The 17,384-nt window shown below is 69.7% G+C and carries 15 protein-coding genes and 1 pseudogene; 8 read left to right on the top strand and 8 right to left on the bottom strand.

The window, feature by feature from the left end:
• Positions 1-367 precede the first annotated feature (367 nt).
• Both ACLL81_RS04100 and ACLL81_RS04105 read right to left on the bottom strand, forming a co-directional pair.
• On the bottom strand, positions 368-1,321 hold the full coding sequence (locus tag ACLL81_RS04100; protein ID WP_411287073.1) for a hypothetical protein: 954 nt from the start codon (positions 1,319-1,321) through the stop codon (positions 368-370).
• A gap of 279 nt (positions 1,322-1,600) precedes the next feature.
• Positions 1,601-2,257, bottom strand: coding sequence for a J domain-containing protein (locus ACLL81_RS04105; RefSeq protein ID WP_411287074.1), 657 nt, complete (start codon positions 2,255-2,257; stop codon positions 1,601-1,603).
• A gap of 52 nt (positions 2,258-2,309) precedes the next feature.
• On the opposite strand from ACLL81_RS04105, the gene ACLL81_RS04110 reads away from it, so the two are divergent.
• The 4 genes from ACLL81_RS04110 (at position 2,310) to ACLL81_RS04125 (ending at position 6,355) form a co-directional block, all read left to right on the top strand.
• Positions 2,310-2,582, top strand: a complete 273-nt coding sequence (locus ACLL81_RS04110; RefSeq protein ID WP_411287075.1) for a BolA family protein — start codon at positions 2,310-2,312, stop codon at positions 2,580-2,582.
• A 64-nt stretch (positions 2,583-2,646) separates the two neighbouring features.
• Positions 2,647-3,153: a 2Fe-2S iron-sulfur cluster-binding protein gene (locus tag ACLL81_RS04115; RefSeq protein ID WP_411287076.1), complete on the top strand. Its 507-nt coding sequence runs from the start codon at positions 2,647-2,649 to the stop codon at positions 3,151-3,153.
• On the top strand, positions 3,150-4,100 hold the full coding sequence (locus ACLL81_RS04120; protein ID WP_411287077.1) for an FAD binding domain-containing protein: 951 nt from the start codon (positions 3,150-3,152) through the stop codon (positions 4,098-4,100). Before ACLL81_RS04115 ends, ACLL81_RS04120 begins: the two co-directional genes overlap by 4 nt.
• Entirely contained in the window at positions 4,097-6,355 is a 2,259-nt protein-coding gene (locus tag ACLL81_RS04125; RefSeq protein ID WP_411287078.1) for a molybdopterin cofactor-binding domain-containing protein, read from the top strand. The genes ACLL81_RS04120 and ACLL81_RS04125 overlap by 4 nt, the downstream gene beginning before the upstream one ends.
• 197 nt (positions 6,356-6,552) lie before the next feature.
• Here the strand turns inward: ACLL81_RS04125 and ACLL81_RS04130 are convergent, their stop codons facing one another.
• From ACLL81_RS04130 to ACLL81_RS04145, 4 genes are all read right to left on the bottom strand, one after another.
• Entirely contained in the window at positions 6,553-6,939 is a 387-nt protein-coding gene (locus tag ACLL81_RS04130; protein WP_411287079.1) for a response regulator, read from the bottom strand.
• A 232-nt stretch (positions 6,940-7,171) separates the two neighbouring features.
• Complete coding sequence (locus ACLL81_RS04135; RefSeq protein ID WP_411287087.1) at positions 7,172-8,449, bottom strand: HlyC/CorC family transporter; 1,278 nt, start codon at positions 8,447-8,449, stop codon at positions 7,172-7,174.
• Between the two features lie 2 nt (positions 8,450-8,451).
• Entirely contained in the window at positions 8,452-9,561 is a 1,110-nt protein-coding gene (aroB, locus tag ACLL81_RS04140) for a 3-dehydroquinate synthase (RefSeq protein ID WP_411287080.1), read from the bottom strand.
• Positions 9,558-10,106: a shikimate kinase gene (locus ACLL81_RS04145; RefSeq protein WP_411287081.1), complete on the bottom strand. Its 549-nt coding sequence runs from the start codon at positions 10,104-10,106 to the stop codon at positions 9,558-9,560. The genes aroB and ACLL81_RS04145 overlap by 4 nt, the downstream gene beginning before the upstream one ends.
• 66 nt (positions 10,107-10,172) lie before the next feature.
• Here ACLL81_RS04145 and ACLL81_RS04150 point away from each other — a divergent pair, with 66 nt between their 5' ends.
• Together ACLL81_RS04150 and ACLL81_RS04155 are read left to right on the top strand one after the other, a co-directional pair.
• Positions 10,173-11,339 carry a hypothetical protein gene (locus ACLL81_RS04150; protein ID WP_411287082.1) on the top strand — a complete coding sequence of 389 codons (1,167 nt, stop codon included), beginning with the start codon at positions 10,173-10,175 and terminating at the stop codon, positions 11,337-11,339.
• A complete protein-coding gene (locus ACLL81_RS04155) occupies positions 11,336-12,253 on the top strand; it encodes a site-specific tyrosine recombinase XerD (RefSeq protein ID WP_411287083.1) in 918 nt (305 codons plus the stop codon). The genes ACLL81_RS04150 and ACLL81_RS04155 overlap by 4 nt, the downstream gene beginning before the upstream one ends.
• A gap of 64 nt (positions 12,254-12,317) precedes the next feature.
• Here ACLL81_RS04155 and ACLL81_RS04160 read toward each other — a convergent pair whose 3' ends face one another.
• Positions 12,318-13,073 carry a hypothetical protein gene (locus tag ACLL81_RS04160; RefSeq protein ID WP_411287084.1) on the bottom strand — a complete coding sequence of 252 codons (756 nt, stop codon included), beginning with the start codon at positions 13,071-13,073 and terminating at the stop codon, positions 12,318-12,320.
• A gap of 245 nt (positions 13,074-13,318) precedes the next feature.
• Between ACLL81_RS04160 and ACLL81_RS04165 the strand changes: the two genes are divergently transcribed.
• Together ACLL81_RS04165 and ACLL81_RS04170 are read left to right on the top strand one after the other, a co-directional pair.
• Positions 13,319-14,278, top strand: coding sequence for an acetyl-CoA carboxylase carboxyltransferase subunit alpha (locus ACLL81_RS04165; protein WP_411287085.1), 960 nt, complete (start codon positions 13,319-13,321; stop codon positions 14,276-14,278).
• A gap of 68 nt (positions 14,279-14,346) precedes the next feature.
• A pseudogene (locus ACLL81_RS04170) lies at positions 14,347-15,345 on the top strand (NAD(P)H-dependent flavin oxidoreductase).
• Positions 15,346-15,418: 73 nt separating this feature from the next.
• On the opposite strand, the gene ACLL81_RS04175 reads toward ACLL81_RS04170, so the two are convergent.
• On the bottom strand, positions 15,419-17,384 hold a 1,966-nt coding region (locus ACLL81_RS04175; RefSeq protein ID WP_411287086.1), incomplete at its 5' end, for a TonB-dependent receptor domain-containing protein.

Below are 17,384 nucleotides of genomic sequence, written 5' to 3' on the forward strand. Positions count from 1 at the left end.
GCAACGCCGGCGTTGACCGCCAGCATCGCGATCTCGATAGGGTCCGGCGTGGTGGGCGCCGACGCCTTGGCGGCACGTCCTCGCCTCGGCGCGTTCGCAGCTCCGTCAGCCATGTCCGCAGTCCCCCGACCTGATGGTCGACACGGTGTCCGACGGATGACGTGCGGTCAATTCCCGCCCACTTGCGGCGTGGTGCGCCAACTTACGCTCCCCACCCTAAGCTGAAGTTCTGAGCGACCGCTCGTTGGCGGCAAGTTTCAATGTCCGGTTTCTGGATCGGGATCGTTACCGGCCCAAACTGGACGTCGGCCGACTCAGCTCTCCGCGCAAAGAAACCGAGGTGAGCTCCACCTTTGCATGGATATTCTCAGCGCGAGGCGGCGGCGGTCTTCGCGACGGCCTCCTCGTATCTCGCCCCCGACAGGATGTTGGCGAGGGAGTAGTTTCCCTCATGGCAGGCATGCTCGTACATCGGCAAGTCGGTGCGGAACCAGGAGAACTCGCCGAGCCAGGGGGCGGCGTAGGTCTTCGGCGCGATGACGGTGAACTGATAGAGCATCTCGCGGTCCGAGATCGGCGTCAGCCGCTCGATCACCGTGGCCTCGCCCGGGACGATCAGAGTCGGCGCGAAGCGAAGGCGGTCGGCGTCGGGCATGCCTACGGTCTCAATGACCAGGGTGTCGCCCTCCCAATGGCCGATGGAATCGCCGAGTCGGGACCAGGACACCTTTGGCGCGTGCGTCGTCGTCAGGGGCACGATGCGAACGTCGCCGCCGTATTCGACCTGGATCACCACATGATCGCGCGTCCGCAGGATTTGAATGTGGCTATCCAGGGCGAAGGACGACAGCGGCGGCTGGCCCTGGCCCACCAGGCAGCGCTCGGCATTGGGACGCTGCTCGGGATTGTCGCGCGGGCTGTCGGGCGGTGGCTCGGCGAGCTCCTTTCGCGCGGCCGCCGTGTAGGGCAGCTTGCCGTCCCTCGGCTGGACGACCGCACGGGTGCGCCGCTGGCCCCGGACGATCGCCAGGCCATCGGACTGGGTCACCAGCATCGGTAGTTCGGGGTCAAGCGTCGCGGCGAACTCGTCGGACAGCGCCTTGCCGGCGACGGCGGCGACGGCCTTGGCGTCCTGCTCGGACACGACCAACTGGGGTGTCTCGGGCGTCGACTCCATCGGCAGGATGAAGTTCACCCGCCAGTTCCCGTCGATGCTGGGTTTCGTTGGTGAGGCAGTGGTGTCGGAGCGCGGCCGTGCCCCGGCCGTGCCTGCGAAACAGGCGGCGAGCGCCAGCAGGCATACTGTCTGTTTGATCCTCATGACGATCCCCCCAAGGCGCGTCGCAGCCGAGAGCCGCATGGCAGCTTTGGCCACCGAGCGATGTTGTTGGCAATCATTTGCTGGCGAGCCGCCAATGCCGCGCAGTGTCCGAAATATTCGCCCCTGGCTCACGCGGGCGCAACTGGCAGCCCACAAACGTCGACTTTCCACTCATTGGCGACGTTCGTGGCGGAAGGCCTTGACAATCGGCAACTGGTGTGTTCTTGTTTTGTGCTTTTAGGGTGACGCACCGGCACAGCCGATCCTGGCGGCGCGCGCCTAGACCATCCCGGCCTTGCGCAGCGACTGGTAGGCCTTGATCACCCGTTGCAGGCGGTTCTCCCCGGCGCGGTCGCCGCCGTTGGCGTCGGGGTGCAGGCGGCGGACCAGTTCGGTGTAGCGGGCGCGGATCTTCGCCCCGTCGGCGCTGTCCTCCAGGTCCAGGTCGGCCAGGGCGTTGCGCTCGATCTTGCCCAGGGCGCGGCCTTGCGGCTCCGCCGCGCGGGCGCCGTTGCCGCCGCCGCCGAACAGGTTGAACGGGTCGCGATAGCCCTGGCCCCGGGCGGACTTGCTGGAGAACGACGAAGCCGCCTCACGGCTGTAGCGGCTGGCCTTCATCTCCCAGGTGGGCCGCCCGCCGCCGAACAGCTCGTCCTGCTGGCGACGCCGCACCTCGCCCTCGCTCATCCCGGCGAAGAAGTTCCAGTTGCGATTGTACTCGGCCGCGTGCGGCTGGCAAAACCAGTAGTGCTCGTGCATCAGGTCGCGCGACTTCGGCGCCCTGGCGCCGGCCGCCTTGCGGCAGCCGGGGTGGTCGCAGGCCCGCTCGCCGGGCTTCAGGGCATGCACGTCGCTCGCCCGCGCGTCCTCCTCCAGGGAGGGCGGGCGGACACGGATGTCCTTGAACTTGGGCTTGTATTGAAACGCGCCGGGCATGGGCCAAGTATGGGGGGAGAAGAATCCCGTTCAAGAATTGAAGATGAGAGCGATGGGCGCCATATTCGATGCCATACGCGACAAGCTGACGACCGCCTTCCAGCCCTCGCGCCTGGAGATAGAGGACGACTCCGCGCGCCACCAGGGGCATGAGGGGGCGAACCCTGCGGGCGAGAGCCATTTCAACGTGCTTATTGAGGCGCAAGCTTTCGTGGGCGCGGCCAAGGTGGCCCGCCAGCGGATGGTCTACCACGCCCTGGCGCAGGAACTGGCCGGCCCGCTGCACGCGCTGTCGGTGAAGGCGCTGGCGCCCGGCGAAGGCTAGGCGCCACGCGCATGTTGTAACGTGCGCTGGGCCGCACCGGGCTATTTTGGAAGGGGACAGGCTTTTGCGGACCACGATAACCGTCAACGGGGAGGCGCGCGCGCTCGACCTCGACCCGCGCACCACCTTGCTGGACGCCCTGCGCGAACACCTGCGGCTGGTGGGGACCAAGAAGGGCTGCGACCACGGCCAGTGCGGCGCCTGCACGGTGCTGGTGAACGGCGTGCGCATCAACGCCTGCCTGTCGCTGGCGGCCATGCACGACGGCGACGCGGTCACCACCATCGAGGGGATCGGCGCGGCGGACCGCCTGCATCCGATGCAGGCCGCGTTCCTGGAGCGCGACGCCTTCCAGTGCGGCTACTGCACCCCGGGCCAGATCTGCTCGGCGTTGGGCATGCTGCAGGAGGTGGCCGATGGCTGGCCCAGCCAGGCGAGCCCGGACATCGCCGGCCCGGTGACCCTGAGCGACGACGAAATCCGCGAGCGGATGAGCGGCAACATCTGCCGCTGCTCGGCCTATCCGCAGATCGTGGCGGCCATCAGGGACGCCGCGAAGGCGCTGGCATGAGGCCCTTCACCTACGAGCGGGCGAGCGACGCCCAGGCCGCCGTAAGGGCCGCCGCGGAGAACCCCGAGTCCCGCTTCATCGCCGGCGGCACCAACCTGCTGGACCTGATGAAGCTGGAGATCGAGCACCCGGCGCACCTGATCGACGTTGGCCGCCTGCCGCTGGCCGACATCGGCCCGGCGACCCACGGGGGCCTTCGCATCGGCGCCATGGCCTCCAACAGCCAGGTGGCCGCCGATCCCACCGTGCGGTCCCGCTATCCGGTGCTGGCCCAGGCCATCGTCGCCGGCGGCTCCCCGCAGCTTCGCAACAAGGCCAGCGTCGGCGGCAACCTCCTGCAGCGCACCCGCTGCGCCTACTTCTATGACGTGACCAAGCCCTGCAATAAGCGCCAGCCCGGCGCCGGCTGCAGCGCGCTTGAGGGCCTTAACCGCAACTCCGCGATCCTCGGCGCCAGCCCCGCCTGTATCGCCACCCACAGCTCCGACATGGCCGTGGCGCTGGTGGCCCTGGGCGCGGTGGTGGAGACGCTCTCCCCCTCCGGCGACACCCGCGCCTTCGCCCTTGACGGCCTGCACCGCCTGCCGGGCCACACGCCGCACATTGAGACCCACCTGATCCCGGGCGAGCTGATCACGGCGGTGGTGCTGCCGCCCGCGCTTCAGGGCGGCCAACTCTATCGCAAGGTCCGCGACCGGGCGTCCTACGCGGCGGGCCTGGCCAGCATCGCCGTAGCCGGTGGCCAGGTGGCCCTGGGCGCTGTCGCCCACAAGCCGTGGCGAGCCGAACTGGCCGAGGCCGCGCTGGCCTCGGGCGCGTCCGCCGCGGAGGCCATGGCCGCTGAGCTCGCGCCAGCCACGGGCAATGGCCGCAACGACTTCAAGATCGCCCTGATGGGCCGGCTGGGCGCCGCCGCCCTCGATCAGGCCGCCGGGAGGGTCGCATGAGTTCGGTGCTCGACTGGGACGCGCAGTCCAATCCGGTGAAGGAGAACCGCTCGGGCCTTATCGGCAAGGGTGTCGACCGCTACGAGGGCCCGCTGAAGGTCTCGGGCACGGCCGCCTACGCCTATGAGGTCGAGCCGCCCTCGCCGCCCGCCTATGGCGTGATGGTGCCCGCCACCATCGCCCGCGGCCGCATCACCGGGGCGGACCTGAGTGCGGCGGAGGCCTCGCCCGGCGTCTTGCTGGTCTGGACCCACGCCACCGTCCCCGACCAGGGCAAGAAGGACGAGATCCGCGCCATCGGCGGCTCGGGCCCGGCCTTGGAAACCGACCGGATCAGCTACTTCAACCAGCCCGCCGCCTTCGTGGTCGCCGACACCTTCGAGAACGCCCGAGCCGCCGCGGCCCTGGTGCGCCTCCACTACGACGTGGAGACCCCCGACGCCGACTTCCACGCCAGCCTGGATGACGCCACCGATCCCCCCGGCGAGGAGGACATGGTCATCGGTGACTTCGAGGCGGCGTTCGCGCAGGCGGCCGTCACCGTCGAGGGCTGTTGGGAAACCCCGATCCAGAACCACTGCCAGATGGAACCCCACGCTACCATCGCCTGGTGGGAGGGCGACAAGCTCACCGTCCACACCTCGCTGCAGATGGTCCGCTCGGCCCAGGCCGCCCTGGCCGAGGTGCTGCTGGTGCCCCGCGCCAACGTCCACCTGTTCACCCGCTATGTGGGCGGCGGCTTCGGCGGGAAGGGTCGGGGCTATGAGGATCTGACGCTGGCGGCCCTGGGCGCGCGGGCCGTGGGCCGGCCGGTGAAGGTCGCCTACGACCGCCAGCACATGTTCCACGGCACCATCCACCGACCGGCGACCGTGCAGAAGGTGCGGCTGGCGGCGGGCAAGGACGGCCGCCTCACCGGCATGTCGCTGATCGCCTGGACCCACTGCCAGCAGATCGGCTCGTTCACCGAGCATGCCGCCAACTTCGCCCGCAATCTCTACGCCGCGCCCAACCGGCTGACCGGCCACCGGCTGGTGCAGCTGGACCTGCCGCCAGCGGGCCCGATGCGTGCGCCCGGCGAGGCGCCCGGCATGCTCAGCCTGGAATGCGCCATGGACGAGCTGGCCGAGAAGGTCGGCCTGGACCCCATCGAGCTGCGCATCCGCAACGAGCCGGAACGCGACCCGGAGACCGGCAAGCCGTTCTCCATCCGCCAGCTGGTCCGCTGCATGCAGGAAGGCGCGCAGCAGTTCGGCTGGGACCGGCGGATGCCGCAGCCCGGCCGGGTCAGCGATGGGCGCTGGCAGGTCGGCATGGGCATGGCCGCGGCGATCCGCGGCAACTTCCTGACCCCCGCCAAGGCCGGCGCCTTCATCGACGCCGAGGGGATCGTCACCCTTCGCCAGGCTATGACCGACATCGGCACCGGCACCTACACGATCCTGGCGCAGATCACCGCCGAGACCCTGGGCGTGCCGATGAGCCAGGTGCGGGTGGAGCTGGGCGATTCCGACCTGCCGCCGGCCTTTGGGTCGGGCGGACAGTTCGGCGCGGCCTCGGCCGGTTCGGCGGCGCTCGACGCCGGCATGAACCTGCGGATGGCGCTCGCCACCCTGGCGGCTGCGGACAGCGTCTCGCCGCTCTATGGCGGGCCGGCGGCGCAGGCGACCTTCCAGGATGGCGTCATCGCCATCGGCAACCGCTCGGAGACCCTGGCCGCCCTGGTGGCCCGCGCGGCGCCGGAGGGCCTCTACGCCGAGGGCCAGGTCCGCCCGGCGGAGGATGCCCGGGAGTGGAGCCAGCACACCTATGGCGCCCACTTTGCCGAGGTCGGCGTCGACACCGTCACCGGCGAGGTGCGCATGCGCCGGATGCTGGGGGTCTTCGCCTCCGGCCGGATCATCAACGCCAAGACCGCCCGCAGCCAGCTAACCGGCGGGATGATCTGGGGCGTGGCCGCGGCGCTCACCGAGGGCAACGCCATCGATCCGCGCTACGGCTCGCTGATCAACCAGGACCTGGCCAGCTACCTGGTGCCGGTGCAGGCCGATATCGGCGAGCTGGACGCCATCCTGCTGGACGAGGTGGACGACAAGGCCAACCCCCTGGGCATCAAGGGGGTCGGTGAACTTGGCATCGCCGGCGCTGGCGCGGCCATCGCCAACGCCATCTACAACGCCTGCGGCGTGCGGCTGCGCGACTATCCGATCACCCCGGACAAGGTAATTGCGGCCCTGATCGCCCAGGGCCGGTAGGGCTCTGGGTTTCCGCATAGCGGCTCTGCGGAAACAGGCGCTGCCTTAGCGTCGGATTCAGTCTATCTCCCCCGTCCTGGCTTCAGAGCAGGGCATTCGAGGAGACGGAACGTGAAGCTGTTGTTGCCGCTGGTCAGCCTGGCCGGCTCGCTGAGCCTCTTGGTCAGCGAGTGGTCCGGACGCGCGTTCGGATACCTCTAGCGGTCCGCCGCGACGGCGGCGCGCAGTTCGCCCAGCACCCGGGCCAGGTCACCCTCGCGGAATGGCTTCTGCAGGACCAGGGAGCCCTTGTCGACATCGCGCAGGCCCGCGTCGCCATAGCCGGTGGCGAAGGCGAACGGCGCACCCTTGGCCCGTAGCAGGTCCGCCAGCGGGAAGATCGGCTGGCCTCCCAGGTTGACGTCCAGGACAGCGCAGTCGATCTCGGCGCTGTTGGCCAGCTCGATCGCCTCGTCCAGCCGCGAGGCTGGTCCCACGACGGTGCAGCCCAGGTCGGTGAGCATGTCCTCGATGAGCATCGACACCATCATCTCGTCTTCGACGACGAGCACCCGCAGGCCTTTGAGGTTGGCCGTGTCGGTCATCGGTTGAGCTCCGAGGATTGCGGGAAAAGGCTCCCCGCGGCTGATGGCGGATGGCGATAAATGTGAGCCGTCGGCCCCGTCAAGCCGGCGAGGGCTTTCTCTTCAATCATCAGTAGGCGACCCCCAAGGCGGCGTAAGCGTCCAAACAGGTCCCGGCCCTCGACGGTAGGGTGAGCAGAGGGCAAACGCCGCCCGCGGTCAAGCATCGAGCAGGCCGCCCGACCTAGGGTCATTACTGGCGGACCTTGGGCGCGGATATCCGCAGAACGGTGATCTGGTTGCCCTTGCGCTCGTTCACCCGGAACTGATGGCGATGGAAGCTGAACACCTGGCCCACGTCGGGTATTTTCTGCGCCTCGTGGATCAGCAGGCCAGCCACCGTCACCGCCTCGTCGTCGGGCAGGTCCCAGTTCATGGCCCGGTTCAGGTCGCGGATCGTCACCGAGCCGTCCACCACCACCGAGCCGTCCGGGGCTGGCGCGACGCCCGGCGCCACCACGTCGTGCTCGTCCTCGATCTCGCCGACGATCTCCTCGAGGATATCCTCGAGGGTGACCAGGCCCTGTAGGGCGCCGTACTCGTCCACCACCAGGGCGAAGTGGGTCTGGCGCTTAAGGAAGGCCGCCAGCTGGTCCTTCAGGCTGGTGGTCTCCGGGATGAACCAGGGCTCGCGCAGGATGCGCGGCACGTTGAGGGCGTCGATCTTGCCGTTGGCCTCGACCATGGCCTGCAACAGATCCTTGGCGTGCAGGACGCCGACGATGTTCTCCGGGTCGCCGCGATATATCGGCAGCCGGCTGTGGGCGCTTTCCAGGGCGGCGGCGACGATCTCGCGCGGAGTCATGTCGCCGTCGATCATCGCGATGGCCTTGCGGTGGACCATCACCTCGCCGACGCCCATTTCGCCCAGGTCCAGCACCCCGCCCAGCATCCAGCGGTCGTGGCTTTCCACCAGGCCCTCGGAGTGGTGGTACTCCACCGCCCCGCGGATCTCCTCGTGTGCGGCCAGCACGTCGGTGCCCATGTCCAGGCGGATGCCGAACGGCCGCAGAGTGTGGCGCACGATCCACTGGGCGCCGTTGGCCAGGGGCCCGAAGATCCGCACCGTCCAGTAGGTCGGGATTGACAGCGCCCGCGCCACGTCGTCGGGGCGGGCGATGGCCAGAGTTTTGGGCAGAATCTCGCTGAACACCACCACCAGCACGGTCATCACCAGCGTGGCGATCACCGCCCCCATCACCCCTGGGAAGACGGCGGTGAGCACGCTGGTGGTGAGGGCCGACGCGCCAATGTTGATGACGTTGTTGGCCAGCAGGATGGCCCCGATCATGGTTTCCTGGTTGGCGATCATTTCGTTCACCCGGCGCGCGGCGCGGTCGCCGTCGCGCTCTAGCTGGTGCAGGCGGCCGCGGCTGGCCGCCGTCATCGAGGTTTCGGCCGCCGACAGCAGGCCCGAGAGGGTCAGGAGGATGATCAGCGAGGGCGCGAGGCCGGCGATCAGGGCCGCGATGTTCACGGCTGGGCTCCTTCGGTGATCATGAAACGGCGTACGGCCTCGGGGTCCACGTCGCGGGCGACGAAGGCGTCGCCCAGGCCGCGGGTCAGGATGAAGGTCAGCTTGCCGGCCTCAGCCTTCTTGTCCTGGCCCATGTGACGCACCAGGCGCTGGGCGCTGGACGGGCCGGGGAGCTGGGAAAGTTTGGTCGGCAGGCCTGCGGCGGCGATGGCGGCTGCGGCGCGGCCGGCATCCTGGCTGGAGCACAGCCCCTGGCCAGCGGAGAAGCGGAAGGCCAGAGCCTGGCCCAGGGCCACCGCCTCGCCGTGCAGCAAGGCCTCGCCGAAGCCGGTCTCCGCCTCCAGCGCATGGCCGAAGGTGTGACCGAGGTTGAGCAGCGCCCGGCGGCTCTGTTCGGTCTCGTCCTCGGCCACGATCTGCGCCTTCATCTCCACCGACCGCGAGACGGCCCGCGTCAGAGCGGCGGGCTCGCGAGCCAGCACCGCGGCGCCATTGGCCTCCAGCCACTCGAAGAACGCCAAGTCGCCCAGGAGGCCGTACTTGATCACCTCGGCGTAGCCGGCGCGCACCTCGCGTTGCGGCAAGGTCGCCAGGATACCGAGGTCCGCCAGCACCAGGCGCGGCTGATGGAAGGCGCCCACCAGGTTCTTGCCCCGCGGCGTGTCGATGGCGGTCTTGCCGCCCACCGAGGAATCCACCTGCGCCAGGAGGGTGGTGGGAATCTGTACGAAATCGATGCCGCGCTTGTAGATGGCCGCCGCAAATCCCGCGAGGTCGCCCACAACGCCGCCGCCGAAGGCTGTGATCACGTCGCCGCGGTCGAGTTCTAGGGCCAGCAGACGGTCGGTTAGCGCGGCTAGGCCGTCGAAGCTCTTGGCCTGCTCGCCCGGCGCCACCACCACCGGATGTGTCTCGATGCCGGCGTGCTGCAGGGCGGCCGTCAGGCGCGCGCCATGCAGGCCCCAGACGGTCTCGTCGCTGACCACCGCGGTGCGCCGCCGCTTCAGGAAGGGCGACATCCGTTCGCCGGCCGTGTCCAGCAGCCCTTGCCCGACCACCACATCATAGGCCCGCGCGCCCAGGCCGACGGCGATGCTGCGGATCATGGGGCGGGCGCCTCGACATAGGCCGCCAGGGCGCGGATCACCTGATCGACGGTCACGTGGTGGGCGGCGTCGCCGGTCTCCACGGTGATGTCGGCCTGGGCGTAGGCGGGATAGCGGGCCTGGGCCTGCGCTTCCAGGACGGTCAGCGGGTCCTGGCCAGCCAGCAGCGGGCGGGTGTCCTTGCGTCCCACCCGGCGGGCCAGCACGTCCAGGTCGGCCTTCAGCCAGACCGAGACCGCCTTCGACTTGATCAGCGCACGGGTGTCGTCGTTCATGAAGGCGCCGCCGCCGGTGGCCAGGATATGTGGCGGCTGCTCCAGCAGGCGGGCGATCACCCGGCGCTCGCCCTCGCGGAAGGCGGGCTCGCCGAGTTCGGCGAAGATGTCAGGAATGGATCGGCCGGCGGCGGCCTCGACCTCGGCGTCGGCGTCCTGGAATGGCAGGTCCAGGGCGTTGGCCAGCCGGCGGCCCACGCTGGATTTGCCGACACCCATCAGGCCCACGAGGGCGATGGTGCGGCGGCGCAGCGGTACGTAGCGGTCCATGAACGGCGAAGGCTTACACGAGCGCGCGGCCTCGCGCCAACTTCCCGGGGCCGGTATGCTGCGCCGATGGTGCGTATCCCCATGATCGTGGCGACGCTGGCGGCCCTTGCCATGGGCGGGACGGCGGCGGGCCTGCCTGTCGACGTGGCGCCGCTGGCCGCGCCGGACGCCTTCTCCGTGGCCGGCCGGCCGACCGGCTTGCCGGCGGACCTGTGGCGCGCGGCGTCGGCCGTAACCGCCCGGGCCGTCCTGCCCAGATTGGCCGCCCGGCCCCTGTCGCCCGCGGCGGCGGCGCTCGCCCGGCGCATCCTGGCCACTGGAGCGCCGGGGCCGGCCGGGTCGGACGCGGGCATGGCGGGCCTGCGGGCCAGCGCCCTCCTGGCGCTGGGCGACGCCGGGGCCGCCGCCGTCATCCTGGCGCGCGCGCCAGGACTTGGGCGCAGCGCCGAACTGTCGCGCGCCGCCGCGGAAAGCGCTTTGGTGGCCGGGGACGACGCCCGGTCCTGCGCCGTCGCCCAAGCGCTGGGAGTTGGCCGCGATGACGTCTACTGGCTCAGGCTGCGCAGCTACTGCCTGGCGCTCGCCGGCGAGACCGCCCAGGCCCAGCTAACCTTCGACCTGGCCCAGGCCCAGGCCCGTGACCCGATTTATGCCCGGCTGATGACGGCGAAGCTCGCAGGCGGCGGCGGCCCGGGCGCGGCCTCCATCCGCAACGGCCTCGACCGGGCGCTCTCGCGCAGCCTGGGTCTGGCGGTGGAGCCTGCGGCTGGCGAACCCAAAGGGCCCACCTGGGACCTCACCACCCTTCAGGACGATATCGGCGGCGTCGCCGGGATCATCGCCTCGGGCCAGGCTGTGCCCGAGGGCGCCCTGGGCGCCCTGATCCAAGCGGCGGGTGACGCGGACTCCAAGGCGCGCGGCCGGCTGCAGTCCGCCGCCCTGCTGGCGGCCGCGCTCAGCCCGCAACTGGCGCCCGACGACCGCGCCCGGCTGGCAGGGTTCGCCCTGGCGGGGGGCAAGGCGCCGGCCGGGCGCTCGCTGGCCCTCGACGACGCCGCCAGCCGCAAGCTGATGGGCGAGACCGCGCTCCTGGTCCTGTGGACCGCGGCGGAGGCCGGCGCGGCGGGCCCGGGGGTCGTCGACCGGGCGCAGATTGTCCGGGCCCTCGCCCAGGTTGGCCTGGAGGCTGACGCGCGGGCCTTCGCTGTCGAGGGCCTGGTTGCGCTGAAATGAGCGGCAAGGGGCCAGCCTGGGCCGAGGCCTTCCTGGAGATGATGTCAGTGGAGCGCGCCGCCGCCCGCAACACGCTCACCGCCTACACCCGCGACCTGACCGACGCCTCCGGGTTCCTGGCGGCCCGCGGGCGGGACCTGGCGGATGCGGCGACGCAGGATGTGGAGGCCTATTTCGCGGACCTGGGCGCCCGCGGCTTGGCGCCCGCCACGGCGGCCCGGCGCCGATCGGCGGTGCGGCAGTTCTACCGCTTCGTGCTGGGCGAGGGCTGGCGGGCCGACGATCCCTCGCGCCGGGTCGAGGCGCCCCGCCAGGGCCGCAGCCTGCCCAAGGTGCTGACCGCCGACGAGATCGACCGGCTGATCGCGGCGGCGGCGGCGCGCGACGGCGGCCAGGGGCTGCGGCTGGCCTGCATGGTGGAGCTGGCCTACGCCTCCGGTCTGCGCATCTCAGAACTCACCAGCCTGCCGCTGGCGACCGTGGCCCACGACCCGGCCTATGTGATCGTCAAGGGCAAGGGCGGCAAGGAACGGCTCGCTCCGCTGAACGACGCCGCGCGGACGGCGGTGAAGGCCTACCTGACCGCGCGTCCGGGCTTCCTGCCCAAGGGGGACAAGGCCAATCCCTGGCTGTTCCCCTCGCGGGGCCGCGGCGGGCAGCTGACCCCGCGCCGGTTCGCCCAGCTCCTGGATGAAGCGGCCGTGGCCGCCGGCGTCGACCCGGCCCGGGTCAGTCCGCACGTCCTGCGCCACGCCTTCGCCACCCATCTGCTTGAGGGCGGGGCTGACCTGCGCGTCGTCCAGACGCTGCTGGGCCATGCTGATATCGCCACCACCCAGATCTACACCCACGTGGCGGGCGAACGGCTGCGCGAGGTGGTGGAGACCAAGCACCCGCTGTCCCGGAAGCGCTGAGCCAGACGGCAGAAGGCCGCCCCTTGCGGAGCGGCCTTCCAAGTTTATCTCAGATCAGGTTGGCCTAGCCGGTGATCCGATAGCGACCGTCGCGATCCGGGCAGACCCGGACGTAGCGATAGTCCTCGCCGTAGGAATCCACCGAGGCCGGCGCCAAGCGGCACCGCTGGCGGTTGTAGTAGCTGTAGTTGTAGCGGCCCGAGGCGCGCCGGCGGTCGTAGGCGCTCTCGCGGTACGCCATCGTGTCGGCCCGATTGTAGTAGGGCCCGCGGGCGTCGCACTTGTAGCGGTCGTTGGCGGCGCCTACGGCGGCGCCGATCCCGCCGAGCACCACCGCGCCAAGCACCGCGCCTTCGGTCCGCGCATTGCGGGCCGCGACGTTGGAACCCAGGGCCGCACCGGCGAGCGCGCCGATGATGCCGGCCGTCACTGACGAATTGTTGTTCGGGCGGCAGTCAGCGTTCGAATAGGCGGTGTTGGCGCCGTAGTAGGCGGCTGACGGGGTCGAATAGCGGGCCTCGTCCCAGATCGGCGCCGCGCCATAGACGCGGCTGTACGAACCGTAGCCGTAGCGGTCGTCATAGGCCGCGCGGGCGCGTTCCCAGTCAGCGCGGCGGCGATCATAGTCGCGGCGAGCCTGGGCGTAGTCCTGGCTGGCCTCACGATAGTTCTCGCGGCTCTGCTCGTACTGCGCGCGCTGGCCTTCATAGGCCCGCTGGTCGCGCTGGTACTGGGGGGTCGGCTGGTACTGGGCGAAGGCGGGCGCGGCGGTCGCCAGCGCGAGCACCGAGGCCAAACCGACTCTCATCGACGTGTTCATGGCATATCTCCATTTCTCTTCGAGCACGGTTCGGTGTCAAAGCGAGGGTCCGCGCACTACGACAAAGACGCGCCACGTCCGCAGCCAGCCCCCCAATGGTCTCGGGCTTGGCTCGACCTCCGCTAGCAGAACGCCAAAGCCGGGGCCGAGTTGCATTCAGGCTTCGCCGTGGTGGCGGGCTTGTTCCGCCAACCGATCGCGCCTAATTTCCGCCGCCCCCGCGCTACCCAGGAAACGAACCTCGAATGGCCGTGCATTACCTCGAGTTCGAGCGCCCGATCGCCGACCTCGAAGCCAAGATCGAGGAGCTGTCCAAGCTGTCCGACGCCAGTCCCGGGGCCTTCGAGGGCGAGATCGAGGCCCTGCGCGGCCGCGCCCATCAGATGCGCCGCGAGGCCTACGCCAAGCTTGACCCTTGGCAGAAGACCCAGGTCGCCCGCCACCCGGACCGCCCGCACTTCATCGACTACGCCGCCGCCCTGATCGACGAATTCCAAGAACTGCGCGGCGACCGCAAGTTCGCCGACGACCAGGCGATCATGGGCGGGTTGGGCCGTTTCCGCGGCCAGCCGGTGGTGGTGATAGGCCACGAGAAGGGCCGCGACACCGTCACCCGGGTGAAACACAACTTCGGCTATGGCCGGCCGGAGGGCTTCCGCAAGGCGGTCCGGCTGATGGAGCTGGCCGAACAGTTCAACCTGCCCGTGGTCAGTTTCATCGACATCGCAGGCGCCTATCCGGGGGTGGCCAGCGAGGAACGCGGCGTGGCCGAGGCGATCGCGCGGTCCACCGAGAAGTGCCTGATGCTCAACGTGCCCAACGTCGCGGTTGTGACCGGGGAGGGCGGCTCCGGCGGCGCCATCGCATTGGCCGGCGCCAATCGCGTGCTGATCCTGGAACACGCCATCTATTCGGTGATCACGCCGGAAGGCGCCAACTCCATCCTGTGGCGCGGCGGGCGCACCGCGGCGGAGGCGGCCAAGGCCATGAAGATCACCGCCCAGGACCTGCTGGGTATGAAGATCGTCGACCGGATCATCCCGGAGCCCGCCGGCGGCGCCCATTCCGATCCCGAGGCGGCGATGCAGGCGGTGGGCGACGCGGTGGAGGAGGAGCTGAAGGCCCTGGCCGGCATGAGCGCTGAGGATCTGCGCAAGCGCCGGGCGGAGCGCTTCTACGCCATCGGTCGCTCGGGACTCTCCTGAACCGATCGCTTGCCTGACGCTGCGTCTGCGGTTTCAGTATCGTCCAAACAATCGTTTGGAGGGACGTCATGGCGCTGAAGACCCGGTTCACCGAGACCTTCGGGATCGAGCACCCCATCATCCAGGGCGGCATGCAGTGGGTGGGCCGCGCCGAGCTGGTGGCTGGCGTGGCCAACGCCGGCGGCCTGGGCTTCATCACCGCCCTGACCCAGCCGACCCCGGACGCCCTGCGCGCTGAGATCGACCGCTGCCGCAAGCTGACCGACAAGCCGTTCGGGGTGAACCTGACCATCCTGCCGACGATCACCCCGCCACCCTATGCGGCGTACCGCCAGGCGATCATCGATAGCGGGATCAAGATCGTCGAGACCGCCGGCTACAAGCCGCAGGAGCACGTCGACCACTTCAAGGAACACGGCATCAAGGTGATCCACAAGTGCACCGCCGTGCGCCACGCCCTGTCGGCCTAACGCATGGGGGTGGACGCCATCTCCATGGACGGCTTCGAGTGCGCTGGCCACCCGGGCGAGGACGACATCCCCGGGCTGATCCTGATCCCGGCGGCGGCGGACAAGGTGAAGATCCCGATGATCGCCTCGGGGGGCTTCGGTGACGCCCGCGGCTTGGTGGCGGCCCTGGCCCTGGGCGCCGACGGCATCAACATGGGCACGCGCTTCATGTGCACGGTGGAGAGCCCGATCCACCAGCGGGTGAAGGAGCAGATCGTCGCCAATGACGAGCGCGCCACGGACCTGATCTTCCACACCCTGCACAACACCGCCCGCGTGGCCAGGAACGCGGTCAGCCAGGAGGTCGTGGCGATCGAGCGGCGCGGGGACGCCACCTTCGAGGACGTCAAGGCGCTGGTGGCCGGCGTCCGCGGCCGGGTGGTCTATGAGGACGGAGATCCAGACCACGGCATCTGGTCGGCAGGCCAGGTCCAGGGGCTGATCCACGACATCCCCACCTGCGCCGAGCTGATCCACCGGATCGTGCGCGAGGCCGAGGAGATCATCGAGCAGCGCCTGGCCCGGATGAGTGGGTTGCGCCAGATGCAGCCGGCCTAGACGGCCTACATCCCCGCATGAAGAGGGCCGCCGGCTGTGACGCCGGCGGCCCTTTCCTTGTTCTCCGACGCGCCTAGAAGCGGGCGGTGAGGCCCACCTGGTAGTAGCGGCCGATGGCGTCGTAGACGGCCAAGCCGGTGGTGCCGAACGGGGCCTCCGTGTCGCCGACGTTGCGCACGATCAGGCGCGCGGTCATCTCGTCGAGGCCAAAGCCCCAGCTCGAGGCCAGATCGTCGAGGTTGTAGGAGAACGCCAAGTCGTGGACCAGGTAGTCGTCCACCACGAGCGGAAAGCGCGTCTCGATGGTGAAGTCGTTGTTGAACTCGGACTTGCCGATGTAGTTCATCGTCCAGATCACCGAGAACGGGTCGCGCTTATAAGTGCTTTCCAGCTTCCACTGCAGGTCAGCGTTGCCGATCTCGTTCTTGTCGTCGTTCAGGTCGAAGCCGAGGCCGGTGACCGAGGTCTCCTGCTTGTTCACGTGGAACAGGTCGAAGTCGAAGGCCAGGCTGCCCGGGTTGCCGTTCAACAGCGGCGCGATGTCTTCCAAGTCGGCCAGGTCCACCCGGTAGTTCACGCCCAGGGTGAGGCCCTGGAAGTTGATGTAGCCGGCGTTGACGAAGCCGGTCTGCGGCCCGATCGAGGTGACGCCCGCGCCGTTGGTCTCGCCGAAGCCGAGGATCTGGCCGGGCCGGGCCGCCGCCGCCGCACCACGCAGGAAGCGATTGCAGGCTTCCGGGGGCGTGCCGGGGCTGTCGTAGCAGACCTGCAAGATCGAGGTCAGGCCGAAGTTGAAGATCGCGTTGGTCAGGTCGATGTCGACCCAGTCGAAGCTGATCGCCAGGTTCGGCACGAAGCGCGGCTGGAACACGAAGCCCGCCGACCACTGCTTGGCGATCTCATTGCTCAGGTTCGGATTGCCCGATGTGCCGCCCTGCACCGTGGCGGCCTGGACCTGGGAGGTCAGGCTGAAGGTGGCGGGCAGGCCCAGGGCCGCGAAGGCGGCGCGGCAGTTGGCCTGGCGCGCGGTGGGGTTCGGGCCGGTGGTGATGTTGCGGAAGTCGCAGGGGTCATTCGCCGAGATGAACGAGGTCGCCTGGGGCAGGTTGACCTCGGTGATCGCCGGCGCCCGGAACGAGCGGCTCCGCTGGGCGCGGAACAGTACGTCCTCGATGGGTTTCCAGCGCAGGCCATAGGTGTAGGCCTTGTCTTCGCCCGCCTGGCTGTGGTCGATCTTGCGGTAGGAGCCCTCGACCTCGAGGCTGTGCAGGAAGGGCAGGGTGAAGTCGCCGCCGAACAGCGGGACCAGCACTTCGCCGTAGAGCTCCTTGGTGTCGAACTCGCCGGTCAGCGCGCTGATCGGCGCCGAGCGGCCGATGCCCAGGCGTTGCGGATCGTTCGGCGTGAACTGGCTCTCTTCCTTACGGTACTCGAAGCCGACGGCGGCATTGACGTTGCCGGCCGGCAACTTGATCAGCGGGCCGTTCAGGTTGCCTTCGTAGACCGTCTGGGTGATCTCGAACTGGCTCGCGAACTGCACCTGGACGTAGGTCAGCGCGGCGGCGCTGGGGGCGCCGAAGCCGAACAGGTTCAGCGGTGCGCAGCCCGCCGCGCGGGCGACCGGGTCGCGGCAGACGATGGCGCCGGCGCCGTCACGCACCGCGTCGATGGCCTGCACGAAGCGCGACTGGTCGATGTTCGGGCTGCGGAACGTGCCGTCCGTGCGGCCGCGGTTGGCCGAGACGTTCCAGGCGAAGTTGCGGTCGAAGATGTCGAACTCGCCCTCGAGGCCGGCCACCACGCGAAGGGTGTCGCTTTCCGCCGTGGTCTTGTTGGTGCCGATGTCCGTGGACGAGCGCGACAGGAAGAAGATCTGGTCGCCAGGCGAGGCTGTATCGGCCGGCAGGGGGACGGGCTGGGCAAGGATCGCGGCGCGCGCCGCGGCGCTCAGGAACGGGTTGGCCGTGGACACCCGCAGCGAGCCTGAATTGCCGCCGAACAGCGGGGCGTTGAAGATCGGCTGGTTGAACGGCTCTTCC

Source organism: Phenylobacterium sp. (assembly GCF_046590535.1).
Taxonomy (GTDB): Bacteria; Pseudomonadota; Alphaproteobacteria; order Caulobacterales; family Caulobacteraceae; genus Phenylobacterium.